Genomic DNA, 13,302 nt, shown 5'->3' on the forward strand with positions numbered 1-13,302 from the left:
TGGGCGGTCAGGGCCGGATGCGCACCCACATGGTCTGCACCGGCATGTGGCCGGGCCGGTGGCACACCACGCTGACCCAGCCGGGAGGCAGGCCGGTGGCGGCGAATTGGCCGTTGTGAGTTATGCGCGTGGTCAGTGTCAGATGCGGGGTTTTCACATCGACGAGGGTGCCTTCGCCTGGGTACGGGACGACCTGCCCGGCGACGTCGATGAGCCCGTCGCCCACCGTCATTTCCACATCGAAGGTGAGGCCGGCCGTGACGAAGCGCATCAAGTGCGAGCCGTCGTCGTCGCGCGTGCCCGAGCTCGTGCGGGTCGCCGCGCACTCGACGGGGCCGGCGGTCCGCGCCTGGGGGATCCGGAGCCCGTAGACGTCCCGCGCGGCGGCCGACACATGGCTCGGGATGGGGTCGTTCCCGGCGGCGAGCCGGAGTGCCGCCAGAAAGTATTCGTCGTTGATCATTGCGCCGTCTCCTGTGCCGAGATCAAAGTGCGCAGTCTTTCCAGGCAGCGGGCCCTGGTCGGGCCGATGCTGCCCATGGGCAGTCCGAGCCGCATCGCCGTCTGTCGGCTCCCGAGATCGATCGCGACCAGCTGGAGCAGCGTGCGGCAGGGTTCGTGCAGGGCGGAGACCGACTTCCAGAGCAGCTGCCTGCCGTCGGTCTCCAGAACGGCGGCGGCCGGGTCCGGCTCCTCGACGACCTCGGAGGAGAAGACCCGCGGGCGGTCCTGGCGCAAGAGCAGCAGGGCCTCGCGACGTACGGTGGTCGCGAGCCACCCGCCCACCCTGGCCGGGTCCTTGATGCCGTCCAGATGCTGGAGCAGGCGCAGCCAGGAGCCCTGGACCACGTCAGCGGCATCGGCCGGGCTCAGGCCGCACGCGCGGGCCACGGCCCACATGAGCGGCCCGAACCTGGACTCGAGCTCCTCCCACGCCGACCGGTCGCCGTCGGCCGCGGCGTGGACTAGCTCCGCCGGATCGCGGTGCACGCGGCCTCCTCTCACCCGGCGCGGAGAGGCGATCATGCCTCCCCGTGATCGACTGGGAACTGAGCGTAAACTCTACAGACTCGACGGGATGAGCACTCCCAGATCCGGAATTTGCCGGGTGCCCTCGCCGTCGAGGAGCCGGCGGACCACCTCCTTCGCCGGTTCGTTCCTGGCCGAGTCCGCGATGGTCCCGGACACCAGTGCGGTGGCGAACGACGTGCCGCTCCACGCCGCGAAGCCACCGAACTCCTCCGTGTCGAGATAGCTGCTGGTCAGCCAGTCTCCCCGCGCGCAGGCGTCCACCCACGTGCCGTACCCGGAATAGGGGGCCCGGCCGGCCTGCGCGGCGTCCAGCGCCGCCACGCCGACCACGGTGGGCAGCGCGCCCGGCCAGAACGGCCGGTCGGAGGAGGTGTTCCCGGCGCAGGCCACCGTCACGGTGTCCGTCAGCCCGGCGATGGCGTCGGACAGCAGCGGCGGCGGGCGGTCGTCGAAGGTGTGGCCGCCGAAGGACAGGTTGAGCACCTGAGGGGGTCGCTCGCGCAGGCGGTGGAGCGCGCGTACGACGGACGCCTCGTCGCCGACGCCGTCGCGGTCCAGCACCCGCCCTACGTGCAGAGCCGCGCCGGGCGCGCTGCGAGCCAGCAGGCCGGCGAGGAACGTCCCGTGCCCGGCCTGCTGCCCCTCGGACGCGTCGGCCTCCTCGGGGCCGACCTGGCCGTACCAGTCGGTGCCCGACCACCACGGGTGCTTGGCGATGCCGGTGTCGAGCAGGCCCACCGTCACATCCGATCGGGACCTGCCCGGTTTGTACGAGATGGGCGGGGCGGGGAAGGGTCTGGACGCCGGACCGCCGAAGAACAGCGGCTGGCCGCGGAGGATGTGGTTCGGCGACGCTCTGAGACCCTGCCCGCGCAGCTCGGCCGTGAGCTCGCAGGGATCCACGCCCGGCGCCAGGTGGATGACGCAGACCCCGTCCGCCTCGGAGACGGCCTGGGTCCAACGCGCTGTGGCGGACAGCGCGCTGCGGTCGGTCAGCAGCTGACCTGGCCGGATGAAAGCCTCTCCGACAGATTGCATTTCCATGGCCGGGTATGTATCCCGCCTGTATCAGGTGTCACGCACCAACTTGGTATGGACTCCCTCTGGTGTCGAGTAGCGACCGACGGTAGTCTCTCCCTAGTCACTTGTGATCATCCCGGGACGAGGCCGTTGGGGAAGGCGCACCTCGTACCGAAACGGGAGGTCCGGTGTCTGCTCGTGGCGTCCTTTACGTCCACTCGGCTCAGCCCGCGCTGTGCCCACACATTGAATGGGCAGTCGCGGGTGTCCTTGGCGTGCCCGTAGACCTGACGTGGACTCCGCAACCCGCCGCGCCCAACGTCGTGCGCGCACAGGCGGAGTGGGAGGGCCGTGCGGGCATCGCGGCGGCCATCGCCTCCTCGCTCATGGGCTGGCAGCGCCTCAGGTTCGAGATCACGGAAGACGCCTCACCCGGGGTGGACGGCTCCCGGCATGCCTACACGCCGACGCTCGGCGCCTTCACCGCGGTCATCGGCGTCTCCGGCGACATCATGATCCCCGAGGACCGGCTCCGCACGGCCATGATGATGGCGGCCCAGGGGCGGTGCGTGCTGGAGGAGGAGATCGACAAGATGCTCGGGCGCCCGTGGGACGAGGAGCTGGAGCCGTTCAGGTACGCCGGCGACGGCGCCCCGGTCCGCTGGCTGCACGCCGCCGTCTGACCCGGGCACGTGTCCATGGTCGGTACTCCCGACGGGTCCTCGCTGGTTACGCGGTGCTGCCGCTCTCGGACCCTGCTCGTTGCTCCGTAGGAAAGCATTAAGGATTCCGTAACGGCGTGTTGCGAGGCTGAAGGCGCAGGAAAGAAAGGCACCTCACCTCGAGAGAAGGATCGACAAATGGCCAGCAAGCTCGTGGTCGGAACGTTCGTGACGCTGGACGGGATCATGCAGGCTCCCGGCGGGCCTGGCGAGGACCCTTCCAACGGTTTCCCGCACGAAGGATGGTTGCCCCCGTACGTGGACGAGGGGTTCGGCCGCATCATGGGCCCCCTGCTGGACCGCGCGGACGGGATGCTCCTGGGCCGCAGGTCGTACGACATCCTCTCCTCGCACTGGCCCAACGTGCCCGACGAGGAGGGCGGCGCCAAGATCAACAGCATGCCGAAGTACGTCACCACCAGATCCCCGATGACCGCCGAGTGGCGCAACACCGAGGTGCTGGTGGGAGAGGCCGCCCAGACGGTCGCCGACCTCAAGCAGCGCACCGACGGCGTGATCCTCGTCCAGGGCAGCAGCGACCTCCTGCGCACGCTGCAGCAGGCCGAGCTGGTCGACGAGTACCACCTGCTGGTCTTCCCCGTCGTCCTCGGCCAAGGGAAGCGGCTCTTCGCCGAGGGCGCCACTCCGGCCGGGCTGAAGCTCACCGGGTCGTCCACCACCGACGCCGGCGTCGTGTACATCACGTACGAGTGGGAGGGCAAGCCCGCTTACGGTTCCGTCGTCTGAGGCCCATGCGAACGGCCCCGCACCGGCAGGGTGTGCGGGGCCGTTGCCGTGGAACCTACAGCGGGATGTTGCCGTGGGCGCCGCGGGCCGGGGTGGCCTGGGCCAGAAGCTTGGCGATCGCGCCGCGCGTCTCCTCGGGCTTGATCACCTCGTCGATGACCCCCAGCTCCTGGGCCCGGGCGAGCCCGCCGGCCAGCTTCTCGTGCTCGGCGGCCAGCCGCTGCTCCAGCTCGGCCCGCTCCTCCTCCGGCACGGCGGCGAGCTCGCGCCGCTTGAGAATGCGCACGGCCGCCACCGGGCCCATGACCGCGATCTCGGTCGTCGGCCAGGCGAACACCTTGGTGGCGCCCAGGGCGCGCGAGTTCATCGCGATGTAGGCCCCGCCGTACGCCTTCCGCGTCACCAGCGTGACCCGCGGCACCGACGCCTCGGCGAAGGCATGCAGCAGCTTGGCGCCGCGCCGGACGACGCCGTCGTGCTCCTGTCCGACACCCGGCAGGTAACCGGGCACGTCCACGAGGACAACCAAAGGCACGCCGAACGCGTCACACATACGTACGAAGCGAGCGGCTTTCTCGGCGGACGTGGCGTCGAGGCAGCCGCCGAGCCGCATCGGGTTGTTGGCGATCACACCGACCGTCCGGCCGCCGAGGCGGCCCAGCGACGTGACGATGTTCGGCGCCCACTTGGGGTGCAGCTCGATGCCGGGCTCATCGAGCAGGCCGTTGACGAGCGGCTTGACGTCGTACGCACGCCGCGCGGACTCGGGCAGCAGCGTGGAGAAGTCCACTTCCTCGATGCCGGACGTCCGCACCCGGCCCTGGTGGCCGAGCAGCGTGGCGAGCTGGCGCGCCTTGACGTAGGCGTCCGTCTCGGTCTTGGTGACGACGTGGACGACGCCGCTGCGCTTGCTGTGGGGTTCGGGGCCGCCCAGGGCCGCGGCGTCGACGTTCTCGCCGGTGACGCTGCGGACCACGTCGGGGCCCGTGACGAAGATCCGGCCCAAGTCGGCCAGGATGACGAGGTCGGTGAGCGCTGGGCCGTACGCGGCGCCGCCGGCGGCCGCGCCGACGACGACGGAGATCTGCGGCACGATGCCGGACGCCTTGGTCATGGCGGCGAAGACCCGGCCGACGGCGTGCAGCGACTCGACGCCTTCGGCGAGTCGCGCACCGCCGGAGTGCCAGATCCCGATGACCGGCACCCGTTCACGGACGGCCACGTCGTAGGCGTGGACGATGTGCTCGCAACCTTCGCTGCCCAACGCGCCGCCCTGGATCCGGGCGTCGCTGCAGAAGGCGACCACGGGGACGCCCTCGACTCGGCCCATGGCGGCCAGAGCGCCGCTCTGGTCCGCAGGAGTGATCAGCCGCAGCGAGCCCTCATCGAGCAGCGCGGCCAGGCGGACGGCTGGATCGCGGGGATCGGCGGGCTCCTGATCGGAGCCCTGCGTCACCACCCGGTTGTCGAGCACGGTCATTTAAGCCCCCTTAAACACGACGGACACGTTGTGCCCGCCGAATCCGAACGAGTTGTTGACCGCTGCGATATCGCCTTCCGGCAGGGGGCGGTTCTCGCCGTAGACGAGGTCCACCTCGATGCCGTCGTCGATGTTGTCGAGGTTGATGGTGGCGGGGACGATCCGCTCCTGCAGCGCCTTGATCGTGAAGACGGACTCGATGCCGCCGGCGCCGCCGAGCAGGTGCCCGGTCATGGACTTGGTGGAGGTCACCAGCGGGTGGGTGCCGATGGCCTTGGCCACCGCCTGGACCTCGCCGACGTCGCCCGCGGGGGTCGAGGTGGCGTGCGCGTTGACGTGCTTGACGTCGAGGCCGGTGATGCCCGCGTCGTTGAGCGCGTGGGTCATCGCCATGATGATGCCCCGGCCCTCGGGCTCTGGCTGGGTGATGTGGTGGGCGTCGGCGGAGTAGCCCACCCCGGCGCAGTAGGCGTAGATCCGCGCGCCGCGCGTCTTGGCGTGCTCCTCCGACTCCAGCACGACGATGCCGGCACCCTCGCCGAGCACGAACCCGTCACGGTCGCGGTCCCACGGCCGGGACGCGCCCGCAGGGTCGTGGTTGCGGGTGGACATGGCCCGCGCGGCGGCGAAGGCCGCCATGTTGAGCCCATGGATCGCCGCCTCGGTGCCGCCAGCGACCACCACGTCGGCGCGGCCTGCCCTGATCATGTCCATGGCGTAGCCGATGGCCTCGGCGCCGGACGCGCAGGCCGACACCGTGGCGTGCACGCCTGCCTGGGCGCCCAGGTCGAGGCCGATCCAGGCGGCCGGGCCGTTGGGCATGAGCATCGGCACCGTGAAGGGAGACAGCCGGTTCCAGCCGCGCTCCCGGTAGGTGTCGTAGGCGGCCAGCGTGGTGTTGATGCCGCCGATGCCGCTGGAGACCACGACGCCGAGCCGCTCGGGCGCCACCTTGGGGGCGCCGGCGTCCTGCCAGGCCTCCCTGGAGGCGACCATGGCGAACTGCTCGCTGCGGTCGAGCCTGCGGGCCTCGGGCCGCGGCAGCACCTCAGCGGGGTCCACCGCGGCCGTCCCCGCGAACTTCACGGGGACGGTGTCGATCCAGTCCGTGGTGAGAGTCTTGACACCCGACTGACCGGCGAGGAGCGCCGTCCAGGTCGAGGTGACGTCTCCACCGACGGGCGTCGTCGCGCCAAGCCCGGTGACGACGACACGTACCCGGTTCGCACTCACGTTTTCGCGCTCCTTGCTAGTCAGAAAGGGTGATCTCTAGGCCTGGATGAAGGTGAGGACGTCCTTGACCGTCTTCAGGTTCTTGAGCTGGTCGTCGGGAATCTCGACACCGAACTCGTCCTGGGCGGCCACGGCGATCTCGACCATGGACAGGGAGTCGATGTCGAGATCGTCCACGAAGCTCTTCTCGGGCGTCACTTCGGAGGCCGGAATGCCGGTGATCTCGTTGATGATCTTGCCGAGGCCTTCGAGGATCTCCTGCTCGCTGGCAGCCATGTTGTTGGTTCTCCTTTGATTTCCTGGGTTTCTGTGCGGCTGCGCCGCACAAGCCTTTGAGTGGTACGGGCGTGATCCTACGGAATCTCGATCACTTGGCCCGCGTAGGTGAGCCCCGCGCCGAAACCGAGCATGAGCGCGAGACCGCCCGAGCGGACCTCGCCGTGCTCCAGCATGCGCGACAGCGCGAGCGGGATGGACGCGGCGGAGGTGTTTCCGGCGTTGACGATGTCACGCGCCACGACGGCCTTGCCGGCGCCCAGCTTGCGGGCGATGGCCTCGATGATGCGCAGGTTGGCCTGGTGGGGGACGAACGCCGACAGCTCGGCCGGATCCACCCCCGCGCGGGAGCAGGCTTCCAGTGCCACCGGGTACAGCGCGGTGGTGGCCCAGCGGAAGACGGTCTGTCCCTCCTGGTGCAGGAACGTCGTGCGGTCGTCGATGCGGATGGCGTCGGCCTTGTCGCCGGCGCTGCCCCAGACGACGGGCCCGATGCCGGGCGTGTCGGAGGGGCCCACCACCGCGGCTCCGGCGCCGTCGGCGAAGATCACGGCGGTGGACCGGTCGGTCCAGTCGACCCACTGCGACAACTTCTCCGCGCCGATGACCAGCACATGCTTGGCCGCGCCTGCGCGTACGGCGGCGTCGGCGGTGCCGAGCGCGTAGCAGAAGCCGGCGCAGGCGGCGTTGACGTCGAACGCGCCCGGCGCCTTGATGCCGAGGCGGTGCGCCACGATGGCGGAGGCGTTGGGGATCTGCGATTCGAGCGTGCAGGTGGCGACGATGACCAGGTCGATGTCCTCGGGCGACAGGCCGCTCGCGGCCAGCGCCTTGCCGCCGGCGATGGTCGCCATGTCCTCCAGCGACTCGCCCTCGGGTGCGACCCTGCGCTCCTTGATGCCGACGCGCGACTGGATCCACTCGTCGTTGGTGTCAATGGTCTTGGCCAGGTCGTCGTTGGTGACGACATTGGCCGGCTGGTAGTGGCCGAGCGCCAGCACCCTGCCGCCAGGGGCGATGTCGGGAATCCTCATTTGATCAGCTCCCTGGCCGCGTCGAGGTCGTCTGGAGTCTTCAGTGCCACGGTCTGCACGCCGCGCAGACCGCGTCTGGCCAGGCCGGTCAGCGTTCCGCCGGGCAGTAGCTCGATCATCGTGGTGACGCCGAGCGCGGCCACGGTCTCCGAGCAGGCGCCCCACCTGACGGGGCTGCTGACCTGCTTGACCAGCCGCTCGACGAACTCGGCGCCGGAGGCGACGGGCTTGCCGTCGGAGTTGGACAGCAGCGTGACCTGCGGGTCGCCGGGCACGATGGCCCTGGCGGCCTCGCGCAGGCTCTCCACGGCTGGCGCCATGTGGTGCGTGTGGAACGCGCCGGCCACCGACAGTGGGATGAGCCGGGCGCGGGCCGGCGCGTCGTCCTTGAACGCGGCCAGCTGTTCCGTCGTGCCGCCGGCCACGATCTGGCCGGCGCCGTTGATGTTGGCGGGCGTCAGCCCGTGCCGCTCGATGGCGGCGAGCACCTCGTCCTCCACGCCGCCGAGCACGGCGGTCATGCCGGTCGCGGTGATGGCGGCGGCCTTGGCCATGGCCTGGGCGCGCTCGCGGACGAGGGTGAGCGCCTGCTCCGGGGTGAGCACCCCGGCCAGCGCGGCCGCGGCGAACTCGCCCACACTATGGCCCGCGAGCACGTCGGGGGCGACGCCGAGCGCCTCGGCGGAGGCCAGGGCGGCGGCCACGAGCAGCGGCTGAGCGACGGCGGTGTCGCGGATCTCGTCGGCGTCGGCGGTGGTCCCGTAGGCGATCAAATCGATCCCTGCGACCTCCGACCAGGCGCCGAGCCGGTCCGCGAGACCGGGCAGCTCGAGCCACGGGGACAGGAAGCCTGGGGTTTGGGCACCTTGGCCCGGAGCGACGACTACAAGCACGAAATCCACCTTGCCCTGTAGAACTCCGACACGCGGATAGAGATCCGTACGAACTTTGTCCACGGCGATTTGTAGGAATCCTACAGTGGGGATTTCGGCACCATTACGTTAGGGCCCGCCAGGTTACGGCGCTCTCCGCGAGCCTGCCGAGAATCAGGCCGACCTGGAGCGTGAAGGCGGACCGGCCCTCCGTCGGCTGGTACCCGGTCAGCTCGGTGATCTTCTTGAGCCGGTAGCGGACAGTGTTGGGGTGGACGAACAGCAGCCGTGCCGTCGCCTCCAGCGAGGTGCCCTGCTCCAGGTATGTCGCCAACGTGTCGAGCAGCGGAGTGCCGGCGAGCGGCAGGTAGACGTTCTCGATGAGCTGCTCCCTGGCGTCGTCGTCGCCGTCGAGCGCCCGCTCGGCCAGCAGGTCCTCGGCGTGCACCGGACGGGGCGCGTCCGGCCACCCGGAGGACGCCTTCAGCCCGGCCAGCGCGGCCCTGGCCGACCTGGCGGCCGCGTGCAGGTCGGGGACCTCGGGCCCGATCACGATGGGGCCGATGCCAAAGCGGCCCACGACCTGCTTTGCCGCGTCGTCAACGCTCTGCGCGCCGCCGACGATCACGATCAGCCGGTCGGCCTGCACACCGGCCAGCAGATCCATGCCGATGCGGCGGCCCTTCTCCCGCAGGCCGTCGATCACCGCGCGCGGGTCGCCCTCGGGGGCGTGGCCGGCGATGACGACCACGGGGGAGGAGGTCCAGCCGAGCGCGGCGGCCCAGGAGTGCAGCCCGTCGTCCACCTCGCCGCGCACGAGGGCGTCCACGATCAGCGCCTCCAGCCGGGCGTCCCACGAGCCCCTGGCCTCGGCCTCGCGGGCGTAGACGTGGGCGGCGGCGAAGGCGACGTCCCGGGTGTAGCGGAGCATGGCCTGCTGCAGCTGGTCCTCGCCGCCTAGGGCGGCCAGTTCGTGGGTGCGGGCCTCGACGATCTCGACCACGACCCTGACGATGTCGACGGTCTGCTGGAGCGAGATCGAGCGCTTCAGCTCGCGCGGGGCGGTGCCGAAGAACTCGATGCTGGGCGTGGGCGGGTCCTCCTCCCCGGCGGTCGAGAACCACTCCACGAACGCCGCGATGCCGGCCTGGGCCACGAGCCCCACCCACGACCGGTCTTCGGCGCTGAGCGCGCGGAACCACGGCAACTGCTCGTCCATGCGTGCCATCGCCGCGGTGCCGAGCGAGCCCATGGCCCGCTCGAGCCTGCGCGTGGTGTCCTCCCGGGTCCGCTCTGTCACGTCTCCTAGAGTGCCAGCTCGGCCCAGGTGAACGCGACGGCCGGTCAGATGACCGCGACGGCGGTGATCAGACCGATCGCCACATGCGTCACGGCCAGCAGCCGCGCCCCCGGCTGCAACTCCTGCTCCTTGACCAGGTCGCGTACCGAGATGCCGACGATCTTGTCGAAGACCAGCATCGCCACGGTCTGCACCACGATGCCGACCAGGCCGAACACCGCCGTGCCCGCCAGGCCTTCGGCGAGCCGGCCGCCGGAGGACCAGATGGAGGCGGCCACGATCAGGCCGACGGCGGCCAGGGCGGACGTGGCGAGCAGGGTGGCGTTCGGGTTGCGCTCGCTACGGATGATCTCGCTCAGCTTGCCGGGGGTGGCCCAGTCGATCACGTAGAAGCCGATGATCATCAGGATCACGCCGACGGCGGCGTATGAGGCGATGGCACCCGCGCCGCGGGCGAGGGTTTCGAGAAGGGTCACGTCAGTTCCTATCACAGTGGGAGGTGTCAGCCCGCGATGCGATGCGGGACAAAGGAGGAGGTGTCATCGGTGATCAGGCCGGTCGTCTCCCTGATGCCGAGGCCGGCCGACTCGTCGGCGACCATCCAAGCGCCGAGCACCGGCCGCTGCCCCTCGAACGCCGGCAGCGCCTCGAAGCCCTGGAAGACGTAGCCTTCCTGGCCGTATCTGCCGGGCGTCTCCTGAGTGCCCTCCGGGGTGACGATCCGCATGGAGGCGCCCTCCCTGCCGAGCAGCGGCTTGGCGATGTAGGAGGTCAGCTCGCGCGGGCCGTCCAGGTAGGCCGGCAGCAGCGAAGGGTGCCCCGGATAGAGCTCCCACAACACGGCCAGCAGCGCCTTGTTCGACAGCAGCGCCTTCCACAGTGGCTCGATCCAGGTGGAGTGCCGCGCTGCGTGCTGCCCGAACTCGTCAGTCAGCATCCACTCCCATGGGTAGAGCTTGAACACCGAGCGGATCATCTGCTCGTCGAGGTCGACGAAGCGCCGGTTGAGCGAGTCCCAGCCGATGTCCTCCATGGCGATGGCGACCGTCTGCAGGCCCGCCTGCTCGGCGGTCTCCTGCAGGTACGCCACCGTCATGGCCTCCTCACCGGTCTCGTCCGCGTTCGTGAACGAGAAGTGCACCGGCCCAGGCGGCAGCCGCAGCTCGCGCCAGCGGTCGATGAGCCGCTCGTGCACGGAGTTCCACTGGTCGTCATCCGGGTGCGTGTCCTGCAGCCAGAACCACTGCACGACGGACGACTCCACCAGCGAGGTCGGCGTGTCGGCGTTGTACTCCAGCAGCTTGGCCGGGCCGGTGCCGTCGTAGCGCAGGTCGAAGCGGCCGTACACGTGCGGATCGCGGCGCTCCCACGAGCGCGACACCTCCTCCCACGCCCACTCGGGGATGGCGAAGTCGGCGAAGCGCCCGGTGGAGATCACATGCTCGACGGTGCGCAGGCACATGCCATGGAGCTCTTCGACCTGCCCCTCCAGCGCCTCGACCTCGTCGATCGAGAAGACGTAGTGCACCGACTCGTCCCAGTAGGGCCGGCTCAGGCCCTCGGGGTGTGCGGCCCGGTGGTAGGCCAGGCCGTGGCTTTCGATCGTCTTCTCCCAGTCGTCCCTGGGAGTGCCATGTTCGCGACGCACGTCTCAGCTCCCGCCGCTCCAGCTCTTGCCGAACCCGCCCCGCTGGATCGACTTGCCGTTACGAGAGGAGATGTTCACGTCAGAGGGCCGGTAGGTGGTGCCGCCCTCGACCCGGTTGCCGACCCTGCGGCCGCCGTAATACCAGATGTACGCCCCGCGCGAGCCGCCGTAGTAGTGCGTGCGGCCGTTGTCGTCCTCGCAGTAGTCCTCGTCCACGACCTCGTAGGTGCCGTCCGCAAGCTGGACGACGCAGTCCGCGGTGACCTCGTCGTCGTCCTGCACGGCGGAGCAGTATCCCACCACCATCACGGACAGGACGCCGAGAACGACCAGTGGGACCACCTTCGACGATTTGCGCGGCTGCTCTGTGGGCGCGTGTGGCGGTTTTGCCATAAACTCCTGCTTTCCTGGGCCGATCAGCCTAGCGGTGGCCCTCGTCGCTGATCAATGTGTAGCGGCCCGCGGTTGCCGTTGGCTTGGGTATGACTTAACGCATGGAACCGACTGAGGCGCTGCGCGAGATCGCCTTCCTGCTGGAGCGCGCCGGCGAGCCTACATACCGCGTGCGTGCCTTCCGCCGCGCCGCCGCCGTCGTCGCCGACCTTCCCCAGGACGAGCTCGTGCGGCTGGCCCGCACCGGCGGACTCGGCGACCTGCCCGGCATCGGGAAGGTCACCGCTCTTGTTGTGAACGAAAGCCTGGACGGCCAGGTTCCTACGTATTTGAGAAGGATGCGGGCCACCGCCGGAGTCGAGCTGGACGCCGAGACCGCCGCGATGCGTACCGCGTTGAAAGGCGACCTGCACAGCCACTCCGACTGGTCGGACGGCGGCTCGCCGATCGACGAGATGGCCGAGGCGGCCATCGGGCTCGGTCACGAATACATGGCGCTGACCGATCACTCGCCGCGGCTGACCGTGGCGAAGGGGCTGTCGGCGGAGCGGCTGGAGCGGCAGCTGGAGGTCGTGGCGAAGCTCAACGAGCGGCTGGCGCCGTTCAGGATCCTCACCGGCATCGAGGTGGACATCAACGTGGACGGCACGCTCGACCAGGACCCCGCGTTGCTGGAGCGGCTGGACGTCGTGGTCGCCAGCGTGCACTCCAAGCTGCGCATGGGCGGGGATGACATGACGCGGCGGATGGTCACCGCGATCGCCAACCCCCTCGTGGACGTGCTCGGGCACTGTACGGGGCGGGTGGTGCAGGCCGGCGGCAAGCGGGGCGTCAAGCGGCCGGAGTCGGAGTTCGAGGCCGAGCTGGTCTTCGAGGCCTGCCGACGGTTCGGGGTGGCGGTCGAGATCAACTCCCGGCCCGATCGGCTCGATCCGCCGAAACGGCTGATGCGGCTGGCGTACGAGATGGGCTGCGTGTTCGCGATCGACTCCGACGCGCACGCGCCCGGGCAGCTCGACTGGCAGCGGTACGGGTGCGAGCGGGCGGCCAGGTGCGGCATCGAGGCCGAGCGCATCGTCAACACCTGGCCGCTGGACCGCCTGCTCGACTGGGCCGGCGCCTAGATCTTGTTGCCCGGGGCCTCGTGCGGGACCGGCCAGACCTCGACCGCGCCGACCGAGGCGAAGGGCAGCTCGGCGGCGAGGGCGAGGGCGCGTTGCTCGTCGTCGACTTCCACCAGATACCAGCTGGCCAGGTATTCCTTGGACTCCAGGTAGGGGCCGTCGGTGACGGCGGGCAGGCCGTTGCGCACCCGCACGGTCTTGGCCTCGACGGCGTCGGCGGTGCCGTACGCGCCCAGCAGCTCACCTGTCTCGGCGTACTTGCGGTTGAACGCGTCCTGCTCGGCGATGTGCTTCTGCGTCTCCTCGGCCGAGAACGACTCCCACAGTTCCTGGTTGCCGTAGATGATGATCATGTATTTCATGGTCTCCTGCCTCCTTCGGATGCTGTTGTCAGCGGGTCGGAGCCGGCGCGGCCTCTTTG

At 70.0% G+C, this 13,302-nt stretch carries 16 protein-coding genes; 3 read left to right on the forward strand and 13 right to left on the reverse strand.

Annotated elements, in window-relative coordinates:
- Positions 1-7: 7 nt before the first annotated feature.
- The 3 genes from ACTWPT_RS24000 to ACTWPT_RS24010 form a co-directional block, all read right to left on the reverse strand.
- A complete protein-coding gene (locus ACTWPT_RS24000; RefSeq protein ID WP_443179679.1) occupies positions 8-463 on the reverse strand; it encodes a hypothetical protein in 456 nt (151 codons plus the stop codon).
- Positions 460-990, reverse strand: a complete 531-nt coding sequence (locus ACTWPT_RS24005; protein WP_443179680.1) for an RNA polymerase sigma factor — start codon at positions 988-990, stop codon at positions 460-462. Before ACTWPT_RS24005 ends, ACTWPT_RS24000 begins: the two co-directional genes overlap by 4 nt.
- A 72-nt stretch (positions 991-1,062) precedes the next feature.
- A complete protein-coding gene (locus ACTWPT_RS24010; protein ID WP_443179681.1) occupies positions 1,063-2,076 on the reverse strand; it encodes a S8 family peptidase in 1,014 nt (337 codons plus the stop codon).
- Positions 2,077-2,240: 164 nt separating this feature from the next.
- On the opposite strand from ACTWPT_RS24010, the gene ACTWPT_RS24015 reads away from it, so the two are divergent.
- Both ACTWPT_RS24015 and ACTWPT_RS24020 read left to right on the forward strand, forming a co-directional pair.
- The gene (locus ACTWPT_RS24015; RefSeq protein ID WP_443179682.1) at positions 2,241-2,735 is read left to right on the forward strand and encodes a DUF3145 domain-containing protein; all 495 of its coding nucleotides are present in this window, start codon (positions 2,241-2,243) and stop codon (positions 2,733-2,735) included.
- A gap of 177 nt (positions 2,736-2,912) precedes the next feature.
- Positions 2,913-3,521 (forward strand): dihydrofolate reductase family protein, encoded by a 609-nt coding sequence (locus tag ACTWPT_RS24020; protein ID WP_443179683.1) that lies wholly within the window; start codon positions 2,913-2,915, stop codon positions 3,519-3,521.
- A gap of 55 nt (positions 3,522-3,576) precedes the next feature.
- On the opposite strand, the gene ACTWPT_RS24025 is transcribed toward ACTWPT_RS24020, so the two are convergent.
- From ACTWPT_RS24025 to ACTWPT_RS24065, 9 genes are all read right to left on the reverse strand, one after another.
- Positions 3,577-5,001: an acyl-CoA carboxylase subunit beta gene (locus ACTWPT_RS24025; RefSeq protein WP_443179684.1), complete on the reverse strand. Its 1,425-nt coding sequence runs from the start codon at positions 4,999-5,001 to the stop codon at positions 3,577-3,579.
- A complete protein-coding gene (gene fabF, locus ACTWPT_RS24030) occupies positions 5,002-6,234 on the reverse strand; it encodes a beta-ketoacyl-ACP synthase II (RefSeq protein ID WP_443179685.1) in 1,233 nt (410 codons plus the stop codon).
- Positions 6,235-6,270: 36 nt separating this feature from the next.
- Positions 6,271-6,510, reverse strand: a complete 240-nt coding sequence (locus tag ACTWPT_RS24035) for an acyl carrier protein (RefSeq protein WP_443179686.1) — start codon at positions 6,508-6,510, stop codon at positions 6,271-6,273.
- A gap of 77 nt (positions 6,511-6,587) precedes the next feature.
- Positions 6,588-7,544: a beta-ketoacyl-ACP synthase III gene (locus ACTWPT_RS24040; protein WP_443179687.1), complete on the reverse strand. Its 957-nt coding sequence runs from the start codon at positions 7,542-7,544 to the stop codon at positions 6,588-6,590.
- Positions 7,541-8,437 carry an ACP S-malonyltransferase gene (locus ACTWPT_RS24045; protein ID WP_443179688.1) on the reverse strand — a complete coding sequence of 299 codons (897 nt, stop codon included), beginning with the start codon at positions 8,435-8,437 and terminating at the stop codon, positions 7,541-7,543. Before ACTWPT_RS24045 ends, ACTWPT_RS24040 begins: the two co-directional genes overlap by 4 nt.
- A gap of 103 nt (positions 8,438-8,540) precedes the next feature.
- Positions 8,541-9,668 (reverse strand): PucR family transcriptional regulator, encoded by a 1,128-nt coding sequence (locus tag ACTWPT_RS24050; RefSeq protein WP_443179726.1) that lies wholly within the window; start codon positions 9,666-9,668, stop codon positions 8,541-8,543.
- Positions 9,669-9,760: 92 nt separating this feature from the next.
- Positions 9,761-10,192, reverse strand: coding sequence for a DUF350 domain-containing protein (locus ACTWPT_RS24055; RefSeq protein ID WP_443179689.1), 432 nt, complete (start codon positions 10,190-10,192; stop codon positions 9,761-9,763).
- Between the two features lie 26 nt (positions 10,193-10,218).
- Positions 10,219-11,364, reverse strand: coding sequence for a glutathionylspermidine synthase family protein (locus ACTWPT_RS24060; RefSeq protein WP_443179690.1), 1,146 nt, complete (start codon positions 11,362-11,364; stop codon positions 10,219-10,221).
- Positions 11,365-11,367: 3 nt separating this feature from the next.
- On the reverse strand, positions 11,368-11,757 hold the full coding sequence (locus ACTWPT_RS24065) for a hypothetical protein (RefSeq protein ID WP_443179691.1): 390 nt from the start codon (positions 11,755-11,757) through the stop codon (positions 11,368-11,370).
- Between the two features lie 101 nt (positions 11,758-11,858).
- Between ACTWPT_RS24065 and ACTWPT_RS24070 the strand changes: the two genes are divergently transcribed.
- The gene (locus tag ACTWPT_RS24070) at positions 11,859-12,881 is read left to right on the forward strand and encodes a PHP domain-containing protein (protein WP_443179692.1); all 1,023 of its coding nucleotides are present in this window, start codon (positions 11,859-11,861) and stop codon (positions 12,879-12,881) included.
- On the opposite strand, the gene ACTWPT_RS24075 is transcribed toward ACTWPT_RS24070, so the two are convergent.
- A complete protein-coding gene (locus ACTWPT_RS24075) occupies positions 12,878-13,243 on the reverse strand; it encodes a YciI family protein (RefSeq protein ID WP_443179693.1) in 366 nt (121 codons plus the stop codon). The two genes, ACTWPT_RS24070 and ACTWPT_RS24075, sit on opposite strands and share 4 nt — an antisense overlap.
- Positions 13,244-13,302 lie beyond the last annotated feature (59 nt).

Origin of the sequence: Nonomuraea sp. 3N208 (genome assembly GCF_052245935.1) — a bacterium.
Classification (GTDB): Bacteria; Actinomycetota; Actinomycetes; order Streptosporangiales; family Streptosporangiaceae; genus Nonomuraea.

Excerpts from the sequence above, each read along its gene's own strand:
- ACTWPT_RS24035 (WP_443179686.1), bottom strand. The coding sequence starts at position 6,510 with ATGGCTGCCAGCGAGCAGGAGATCCTCGAAGGCCTCGGCAAGATCATC.
- ACTWPT_RS24050 (WP_443179726.1), bottom strand. The coding sequence starts at position 9,668 with ATGGGCTCGCTCGGCACCGCGGCGATGGCACGCATGGACGAGCAGTTG.
- ACTWPT_RS24070 (WP_443179692.1), top strand. The coding sequence starts at position 11,859 with ATGGAACCGACTGAGGCGCTGCGCGAGATCGCCTTCCTGCTGGAGCGC.
- ACTWPT_RS24065 (WP_443179691.1), bottom strand. The coding sequence starts at position 11,757 with ATGGCAAAACCGCCACACGCGCCCACAGAGCAGCCGCGCAAATCGTCG.
- ACTWPT_RS24010 (WP_443179681.1), bottom strand. The coding sequence starts at position 2,076 with ATGGAAATGCAATCTGTCGGAGAGGCTTTCATCCGGCCAGGTCAGCTG.
- ACTWPT_RS24075 (WP_443179693.1), bottom strand. The coding sequence starts at position 13,243 with ATGAAATACATGATCATCATCTACGGCAACCAGGAACTGTGGGAGTCG.
- ACTWPT_RS24040 (WP_443179687.1), bottom strand. The coding sequence starts at position 7,544 with ATGAGGATTCCCGACATCGCCCCTGGCGGCAGGGTGCTGGCGCTCGGC.
- ACTWPT_RS24000 (WP_443179679.1), bottom strand. The coding sequence starts at position 463 with ATGATCAACGACGAATACTTTCTGGCGGCACTCCGGCTCGCCGCCGGG.
- ACTWPT_RS24025 (WP_443179684.1), bottom strand. The coding sequence starts at position 5,001 with ATGACCGTGCTCGACAACCGGGTGGTGACGCAGGGCTCCGATCAGGAG.
- ACTWPT_RS24020 (WP_443179683.1), top strand. The coding sequence starts at position 2,913 with ATGGCCAGCAAGCTCGTGGTCGGAACGTTCGTGACGCTGGACGGGATC.